We start from the raw sequence: 763 nt of genomic DNA on the forward strand, positions 1-763 counted from the left end.
TCGGCGGGGGTTCTGCTCCGCATAATTGCGAGGGTGGAAGGCGGGCGCCCCGCGGGAAGCGGAGCGCCCGTGGCCGGTCATCGCGACCAGATGAGCTTGTGCTCGCCCTTGTCGCCCTGGACCAGGGAGGCGTAGACCGGCGCCGTGAAGGACGGATCGTCGAGCTTGAGCGAGAGGTATTCGGTGCCCGTCTCGCGGGCGGTCCGGCTCCAGCCGGCGCCGAACTCGACGCCGTTGGCGGTGACGCGATAGTCGGGCGCCTTGTCGGTGTCGCGGTCGCAGGGCTTGATGGTGGCCTTGACGTTGAGGGTGAGGGTCTTGATCGTCCCGGCATAGGCGCCGTTCTCGTCGCGGGTGAAGGTGCCGATCTGAGCCATTGTCATATCTCCTGAGAGTTGCCCGAAGCCGCCCGATGAGGCCTCGATGGCGGTCGAGAGGCGACGGACCGGACGGCTGCACCCCTTGTGGGCCGCAGCGGCAGCGGAGGACGGTGGCAGCCGAGCTTGTTGTCCCGCGAGGAATGACCGCTTGCGGTCAGGGGAAGAAGGTCGGCGGAGCCGTTGCAGGCCAAGGCCGAACCGGCGCCAGACCAGCCCGGAAGAGAGGCCGCCTGGGGGCTTCGCCGCATGATCGGCAGAGATCGACGCAGGCGGTCGGCACCTCATCAGCACGTCGGCGACGCCAGCGCGTCATCCTCCCGCGGTCACCGACGCCAGCCTCCGAGCCAACGACACATGCCCCGCCCGATACGGCACAGACCGTG

General features: G+C 68.9%; 1 protein-coding gene. It reads right to left on the bottom strand.

The window, feature by feature from the left end:
- Positions 1-77 precede the first annotated feature (77 nt).
- The gene (locus K9U40_RS23135; RefSeq protein WP_149578558.1) at positions 78-377 is read right to left on the bottom strand and encodes a DUF736 domain-containing protein; all 300 of its coding nucleotides are present in this window, start codon (positions 375-377) and stop codon (positions 78-80) included.
- Positions 378-763 lie beyond the last annotated feature (386 nt).

Source organism: Xanthobacter autotrophicus (assembly GCF_030015065.1).
Lineage (GTDB): Bacteria > Pseudomonadota > Alphaproteobacteria > Rhizobiales > Xanthobacteraceae > Xanthobacter > Xanthobacter autotrophicus_D.